Consider the following 7,245-nt stretch of genomic DNA (forward strand, 5'->3'; position numbering starts at 1 on the left):
GGTTTACCTTTACAATGACAGGTTTCATATGGAGTGTTGTTATTGCAAGCATAGCAGGTGTTTTGAGTGGGAAACTACAAAAAAATCAAAGTATTTCACACTATTTGAATAAAATTATGGGCAGCATTTTAGTGTTATTAGGCATTAAATTATTTGCAAGTAAATAGTGAAAGAATCCTCAATCTTTTAAGAGTACCATTACCTTTTTTAGTTGGAGTATTGAAGACAGGCATTAAAGTCAACGACATATACTTCAGTTTAATTTTCAGGTCTCACATTGAATTTATCTTCAAAAGTATCTTCTAATATCTGTTTTTTGCAGTATGTATTTCAGGTCGAATTTTTCACCATTAATAGGTCAGTAGTGACAGTTATAATTTGACGAAAGCGATTGCAATCGTTATATTGAGTGTGTGAAAACATTTTTGAGAGTGATACAGTAACGTGAAAAAAATGGCGTCAGAGAGTGCTGTGAAGAAGTGTAGTGAAAAGGTAATGGAGGCGGATGAAAATGACGATGTTAAAAAAGGTAAAAGACGGTTTAATCGTGTCATGTCAAGCGTTAGAAAATGAACCCTTACATAGTTCTTACATTATGAGCCGTTTAGCAGTTGCAGCTGAGCAAGGTGGCGCAGTTGGTATTCGGGCAAATTCAGTGATTGATATTATAGCAATTCAAGCGACAACAAGTTTACCCATTGTAGGAATTATCAAACGGGACTATGAGGACTCCCCTGTATTTATTACAGCCACAATGTTAGAAGTTAATGAATTAATGACAACAGGTTGTGAAATGATTGCCTTAGATGCGACTAGCCGAGTACGACCGAATGGTGAAAGTTTAGCAGAATTAGTCTCTAAAATTAAGTTGAATTATCCTGATATATTACTAATGGCAGATATTGCTACAGTAGATGAAGCCCTTAATGCTGAATCGTTAGGGTTTGATTGTATATCGACAACATTGATTGGGTACACAGCTGAATCTGAAGGTCATGATTTGGCAGCTAATCATTTTGAAAAACTACGAACAATTATTGAGAAATGTACACTACCTGTCATCGCAGAAGGTAATGTTGATACACCTGAAAAAGCACAGCAGTGTAAACAATTAGGTGTTCATTCTATTGTTGTTGGAAGCGCAATTACGCGTCCACAACTTATTACAGAAAAATTTGTAACGAAAATGAATGAAAAAAGATAACGATTGAATGATTAGAATGAACATGCTAAGATGAAGCAGTAAATAAACACCACTAGGGGAGCTTAGATAAGCTGAGATTGGACATTGTCCTCAACCCTTTGACTTGATCTGGTTAGTACCAGCGGAAGGAATGTGGCTTGTTCTCGTATGGAACATCATTCTGTTTAACAGCGGGTGTTTAGCCGTTTTTTCGCATACAAAAACAACCACTTTCTCTTTTTAGAAGGTGGTTGTTTTTTTACGCTTAATTAAAGGGGGATCAGAAAATGACATTGTTCACAGACGAGTTAAAAGTCATGACAGCAAAGAGTTGGGAAAAAAGCATGACACATCCTTTTGTAGTCGAACTAGCAGAAGGAACATTACCAGAAGAAGCATTTAAACGGTATTTAGTGCAGGATATGTATTATCTAAACCATTATAGTAAAATACATGCGCTAGCAGCAGTTCAAGCAGAAGAAACAGCTGTTACTCATATGTTATTGAAGCAAGCACAAGAAACAATTGCAGCAGAGATGTTAATGCACACGGAGCATGCTCGTTTATTAGGGATGTCGACAACAATACAAACTGATATTCGTCCATTACCAACAGCATATGGGTATACATCACATTTATATCGTGTGGCGATGGCAGGAAGTTTAGGGCAAACGATTGCTGGACTACTTCCTTGTTATTGGCTTTATGCAGATATTGGGTCTTATTATCGGGACAGTAAACCAGTGAACCCCTTGTATGCTAGTTGGCTGGAAAACTATGGTAGCGAGCTATTTCAGAAAGAGACTCAAGTACAAATTGATTTGTTAAATCGTTTAGCCGAACTAAGTAGTGAAGCGGAAAAGGAAAAAATGCGCGATGCATTTAAACGGGCTAAGGAGTATGAATTGGCATTTTGGGAAATGGCTTATGCCGGAGAACAATGGCCATCAGAAAAGTAAGTGAAAAAAATCGCACAGCTGACGTGTTTTACGTCTACCGTGCGATTTTTTATTAATTTTTTTTCAAACGACGAGCAATTAAGCTGCCGAGAGATTGAATAATTTGTACAATCACAATCAACAAAATTAAGGTGGCATACATCATGTTAGGTTGGAAGCGAAGATAACCGAATTGATAAGCAAGGTCACCTAAACCGCCAGCGCCTACAAAGCCAGCCATAGCAGTTGCGCCAATCAAACCGATAGTAGCAATTGTTAAACCTAAAACAATCGATGAACGGGATTCACGAACCATCACAAACCAAATGATTTTCCAAGTTGAGATACCCATGGATTGATACGCTTCAACAACACCTTTATCGACTTCTAATAACGCAGATTCAATCAAACGTGCAATATAAGGCGCACAATAGACAACTAATGGAACGATAACACCTTGGACGCCAATCGTTGTGCCAGCTACGACCTTTGTAAAAGGGAGTAGAAAGAATAGCAATATGATGAAAGGGATTGATCGAATAACGTTGATAGCAGCATTTGAAATAGCGTATGCGACAGGACTATCCGCGTAACCACCTTTACGTGTTAGTACAAGTAGAATAGCTAAAGGGACGCCGAGAATAATTGAAATCAGTAGTGAAATCACGGTCATCTGAATCGTCGCAGCTAAACCATCGAGTAAAGTGGGACCCCATTCATTAAAAAAATTAGCCATTGATTTCACCTTCTTTCTTCACAATAATTCCTTGACCACTCAGATAATTAATTGCTGCAGTTACTTTGTCTGGTTCGCCCTCTAAATGAACCAGAAGATTGCCAACGGATTCATTTTTAAATTGATCAATTCCACCAGCAATGATATTAGGTACCACTCCAAAAGTAGTTGCTACATGTGCTAATGCTGGTTTAGTTGATGAAATACCAACAAAAGTACAATGGATAAGAACGCCTTCTTCTGGTAAAGTTTGCAAAAATTTAGCAGGCAATTTGTATTTTGCCGAATCTTGAACGAATGTTTTGGTAATAGTTGAACGCGGCTGTGTAAACACATCAACGACAGGCCCTTGTTCTACAATTTGTCCATCTTGCATCACCGCAACACGATCACACAAGCGCTGAATAACACTTAATTCATGCGTGATTAAAAAGATGGTTAGGCCTAGCTCCTGGTTTATTTCTAACAATAAATCAAGGATAGACTCTGTTGTGGTGGGATCAAGTGCACTTGTTGCTTCGTCGCTTAATAAAATTTCTGGTTCATGTGAAAGGGCACGTGCAATCGCTACACGTTGTTTTTGCCCACCAGATAATTGTGCAGGAAAAGCTGACGCTCGATCACTTAAACCAACGATCTCTAAGTATTTCTTAACGCGCTGTTGGATAAGATCTTTTGATAACCCTGCGAGTTTCAATGGAATAGCCACATTATCATATACAGTTGCAGTTGTAAGTAAATTGTAACCTTGAAAAATCATTCCGATTTTTTGACGTGTTTGTTGTAAGTCATTTTTATTTAAATCATTTAGTTTGATACCGTCAACAAAAACTTCACCCTCAGTCGGTGTTTCTAATAGATTGATACAACGTATGAGAGTACTTTTACCAGCGCCACTATAACCAATCACGCCATAAATTTCACCTTTATGAACACTTAAAGAAACGTCATCTAATGCGTTGATTGTTTTTTTGCCAACTTTATAATTTTTTGTAATATTTTTTAATTCAATCATACCTTATGCCTCCAGTAATACAGTCATTTACCAAGTTGGAACAACCGAACCTTTAAATTGTTTTGCGATAAATTCTTTCACATCATCAGATTGATAATACTTTTTAAGTTTTGCGACAATAGCATCATCTTTATTTTCGGTACGAACAACAAAGTAGTTAGGATATGGGTTTTTAACTAATGGCTCGTGGTAAATAGCATTATCTTTAATGTTAAGCCCAGCACCCATTGCAAAGTTTGTATTAATAGCAGCAACAGCTACTTCACCTAATTGAGCTGGAATTTGTGCAGCGTCAAGTTCAACAATTTGCAAATCAAGTTTATTTTCAACAACATCTTTTTTAGTTGTATTTTCGCCAGCGTTTTTATCAAGTTTAATGATGCCAGCTTTTTCAAAAAGTTGTAACGCACGCAATTCATTTGCAGGATCATTAGGAACAGCGATTTTATCACCTTTTTTGAGATCTTTTAAATCTTTAAGTTTATCTGAGTAGATACCAAGTGGAAATGCTACTGTGCTGAAAGCTTCCGTTATTTTAAAATCTTTTGATTTAACTTGGTTTTTTAAAAAGGGTAAAGTTTGGAAACTATTTGCATCTAATTCCCCTTGATCTAAAGCCGTATTGGGTGTGTTGTAATCACTAAATACTTTAAGTTTCACCGTTACGCCATCTTTTTTAGCAACTTTAGCAACTTCTTGCATGATTTGCTCATGGGGTCCACCCGTTACACCGACTGTAATTGTTTTATCATCAAGTGCTTTGCTACTGTTACCACAAGCAGTTAGAGTGAAAACTGCTACTAAAATAAAGATAAAGCCTACTGATTTTTTGATGTTATGCATAATGATTTCCCCCTAGGATATGTTTTGAAAAAAGATAATAAAAAAAACTTCTCTAAAAGAGAAGTTGGCAGTGGACATACTTCTCTCATCTATCACAATCTATGAAGATTGTGTTGGATTTAGCACCTCATCAAATTAAATTGACAGGTTGCCGGGTTTCATAGGGCCAGTCCCTCCACCACTCTGGATAAGAAATTTATTTAGTTTATTAAACTTTGATAAATATGAGTATAGCTATAAAAAGATAATAAGTCAATCTCTTTCGAATATTCAGTCAATAACAATTTAAAAAAAGTTACTAACTGTGTTTTTGATGATAACGGATACATATCTTTTGAGTCAGGTATAAAAAGATGGTAAAATAAAGTCAGACACAAAGAAATAGAGGGGGAAGATTTTGAAGAAATTAATAAGTATTATGATGGCCGTTGTTATTATGATGTCACCGGTAGGGACACAAGCTATTAACTTTGTCACACCTGACCAATATAAAACAACATCCGTTACAACTGTAAGTGCAAAAATGCGTGGTGGTGGATACCGTTCGAGCAATCGTTCATATAACACTAATAGCAATCGTGTGAAGAGTAACACAAACCGAACAAATACAAATCGTGCCGCTACAAATAAAGCTGTTACAGCGAATAAAGCACAAGCTAAAAGTCGTTTTGGTGGATTCCTAGGTGGGATGATGCTCGGAGGTTTAGCAGGAATGCTCTTTGGTGGTATGCTAGCAAATATGGGGGGTTTCGGAAATATCTTGGGAATGATTATTAATGTATTAGCGATTATTATTATTATTCGTTTAGTATTTATGATTATTTCACGTATACGTCAAAATAAAAAAGCGCAAGCAACAGCTGGTGGATACTCAGATAGTCGCCAAATGGATCGTGATCAAGACGTTCAAACTAATTATCAAAATGCTATGGGTGGTGGCGCTGCGACTGCAGAAGCTGAAACTGGTATTGTTTTAGATGAAGATAACATTTCAAACGCGGTAATTGACTTCTTCTCATACGAAAAACAAATTAATATGTATGAAATGCAAGTATCATTAACTTATGATGAGCGTCAAGGCTTTGGTGCTGATGTTCTTAATAAATCGGGCAGTGTTATTCAATCACTTGACCATTTCTCATTAGTTCAAGCTATTCGTTACTGGGCAGAAAAAGAAACTGACTTAAATCCTAATATGGGGATTAAACTTAATTTCTCTGAAGATAAAGGTATTACAGCAACTTTAAGCTAAAATAAAGTAAAAGAAAACGTCTCAAATGGATGTAAATATATCCGTTTGTGGCGTTTTTTGAATTCTTTAGATTCCTTTTATTTTAACAATGACAGTGCTAGAATAGACATACGAACAACTGATAGGAGTGCGATGTATGAAACAAAAAGATACAGAGTATAAAGATTTAATGATGATTATGCTACGAACAGGAATATTAGGTTTTGGAGGAGGACCCTCCGTTATGCCGCTATTTCAACATGAGATAGTAGATAAATATAAATGGATGAGTAGTGCAGACTTTGATAACTCGCTTGCGATTGCTAATGTTCTTCCAGGCCCAATCGCAACAAAAGTGGCAGCTTACTTAGGATATGAACGGAAAAAAACTTTAGGCGCAATATGGGCAGTTTTTTGGCATCTATTACCAAGTACAATTGCAATGATTGCTTTATTATCAGCTGCAACAGTATTGAATGACTCACCAATTGTTCAAGGCGTTATCGCTGCAGTAACCCCAGTGGTTGTGGTGATGTTATTACTGATGGGTTATCGTTTTGCTAAGACGGCATATAATGGTTTGGGTATGATATTAACGCTTATAGCATGTGCAGTTGCAGGGATATTACTGTACTATATTCATCCAGCACTGGTCATTATTCTATTTACTCTATACGGTTCACAACATTACCGCTTGATTGGAGGTAAAAAGAAATGATCGTACTTTGGGAATTATTTAAGTCATTTTTCACAGCAAATATTTTTGGTTATGGTGGTGGTCCCGCATCAATCCCATTAGTGTTTCATGAAGTAGAAAAACATCAGTGGATGAGTCAAAGCGACTTTTCAAATGGAATTGCCTTAGCTAATGCTTTACCAGGTCCAATTGCCACCAAATTAGCAGTATCAGTCGGTTATCCTGTGATGGGAATACTTGGTTCAATTGTTGCGATTATCGCTACAGTATTACCTTCAGCGATTATTTTTATTGTGATCTTTAAAAAACTAGATCAATATAAAAAATCAAAAGTAATGTTAGGTATTATGTTAATGGTACAGCCTGTTGTTGCAATGTTAATGTTCAGTGTGACCTATACGATGGGTAAAACATCAATCGTACAACTAGGCTGGATTCAATTTGTGATTCTTGCAATCATCAGTTATATTGCGTTAGAAAAAATGAAATACCATCCAGCCTTAGTTATTTTAGGTGCCTTTGTATATGGTGGACTTATATTACCACTGTTATAAAACTTGTTTGCAACAGAAGCAGAACACGTATTCTTTTGTGAATGTTCA

Annotated in this window: 8 protein-coding genes and 2 riboswitches; of the genes, 5 read left to right on the top strand and 3 right to left on the bottom strand. The window is 36.4% G+C overall.

What is annotated here, in order from left to right:
• The first annotated feature begins 517 nt into the window (after window positions 1-517).
• Together IKV95_RS08420 and tenA are read left to right on the top strand one after the other, a co-directional pair.
• A complete protein-coding gene (locus IKV95_RS08420; RefSeq protein ID WP_198400967.1) occupies window positions 518-1,204 on the top strand; it encodes an N-acetylmannosamine-6-phosphate 2-epimerase in 687 nt (228 codons plus the stop codon).
• A 44-nt stretch (window positions 1,205-1,248) separates the two neighbouring features.
• Window positions 1,249-1,352: riboswitch (TPP riboswitch) on the top strand.
• 118 nt (window positions 1,353-1,470) lie between these two features.
• Entirely contained in the window at window positions 1,471-2,142 is a 672-nt protein-coding gene (gene tenA, locus IKV95_RS08425) for a thiaminase II (protein ID WP_029091700.1), read from the top strand.
• Window positions 2,143-2,194: 52 nt separating this feature from the next.
• On the opposite strand, the gene IKV95_RS08430 is transcribed toward tenA, so the two are convergent.
• From IKV95_RS08430 to IKV95_RS08440, 3 genes are read right to left on the bottom strand one after another with little or no spacing between them, the layout of a single operon-like run.
• On the bottom strand, window positions 2,195-2,857 hold the full coding sequence (locus IKV95_RS08430) for a methionine ABC transporter permease (RefSeq protein ID WP_069120864.1): 663 nt from the start codon (window positions 2,855-2,857) through the stop codon (window positions 2,195-2,197).
• On the bottom strand, window positions 2,850-3,872 hold the full coding sequence (locus IKV95_RS08435; RefSeq protein WP_069137480.1) for a methionine ABC transporter ATP-binding protein: 1,023 nt from the start codon (window positions 3,870-3,872) through the stop codon (window positions 2,850-2,852). The genes IKV95_RS08430 and IKV95_RS08435 overlap by 8 nt, the downstream gene beginning before the upstream one ends.
• A gap of 27 nt (window positions 3,873-3,899) precedes the next feature.
• On the bottom strand, window positions 3,900-4,715 hold the full coding sequence (locus IKV95_RS08440) for a MetQ/NlpA family ABC transporter substrate-binding protein (RefSeq protein ID WP_069120867.1): 816 nt from the start codon (window positions 4,713-4,715) through the stop codon (window positions 3,900-3,902).
• An 82-nt stretch (window positions 4,716-4,797) separates the two neighbouring features.
• Window positions 4,798-4,909: riboswitch (SAM riboswitch) on the bottom strand.
• A gap of 203 nt (window positions 4,910-5,112) precedes the next feature.
• On the opposite strand from IKV95_RS08440, the gene IKV95_RS08445 reads away from it, so the two are divergent.
• The 3 genes from IKV95_RS08445 (at window position 5,113) to IKV95_RS08455 (ending at window position 7,197) form a co-directional block, all read left to right on the top strand.
• Window positions 5,113-5,967, top strand: coding sequence for a DUF2653 family protein (locus IKV95_RS08445; protein WP_029091704.1), 855 nt, complete (start codon window positions 5,113-5,115; stop codon window positions 5,965-5,967).
• 136 nt (window positions 5,968-6,103) lie between these two features.
• Window positions 6,104-6,664: a chromate transporter gene (locus IKV95_RS08450; RefSeq protein WP_029091705.1), complete on the top strand. Its 561-nt coding sequence runs from the start codon at window positions 6,104-6,106 to the stop codon at window positions 6,662-6,664.
• Window positions 6,661-7,197 (top strand): chromate transporter, encoded by a 537-nt coding sequence (locus IKV95_RS08455; protein WP_029091706.1) that lies wholly within the window; start codon window positions 6,661-6,663, stop codon window positions 7,195-7,197. The genes IKV95_RS08450 and IKV95_RS08455 overlap by 4 nt, the downstream gene beginning before the upstream one ends.
• Window positions 7,198-7,245 lie beyond the last annotated feature (48 nt).

It is taken from the genome of Brochothrix sp. (assembly GCF_017549435.1).
Classification (GTDB): domain Bacteria; phylum Bacillota; class Bacilli; order Lactobacillales; family Listeriaceae; genus Brochothrix; species Brochothrix thermosphacta.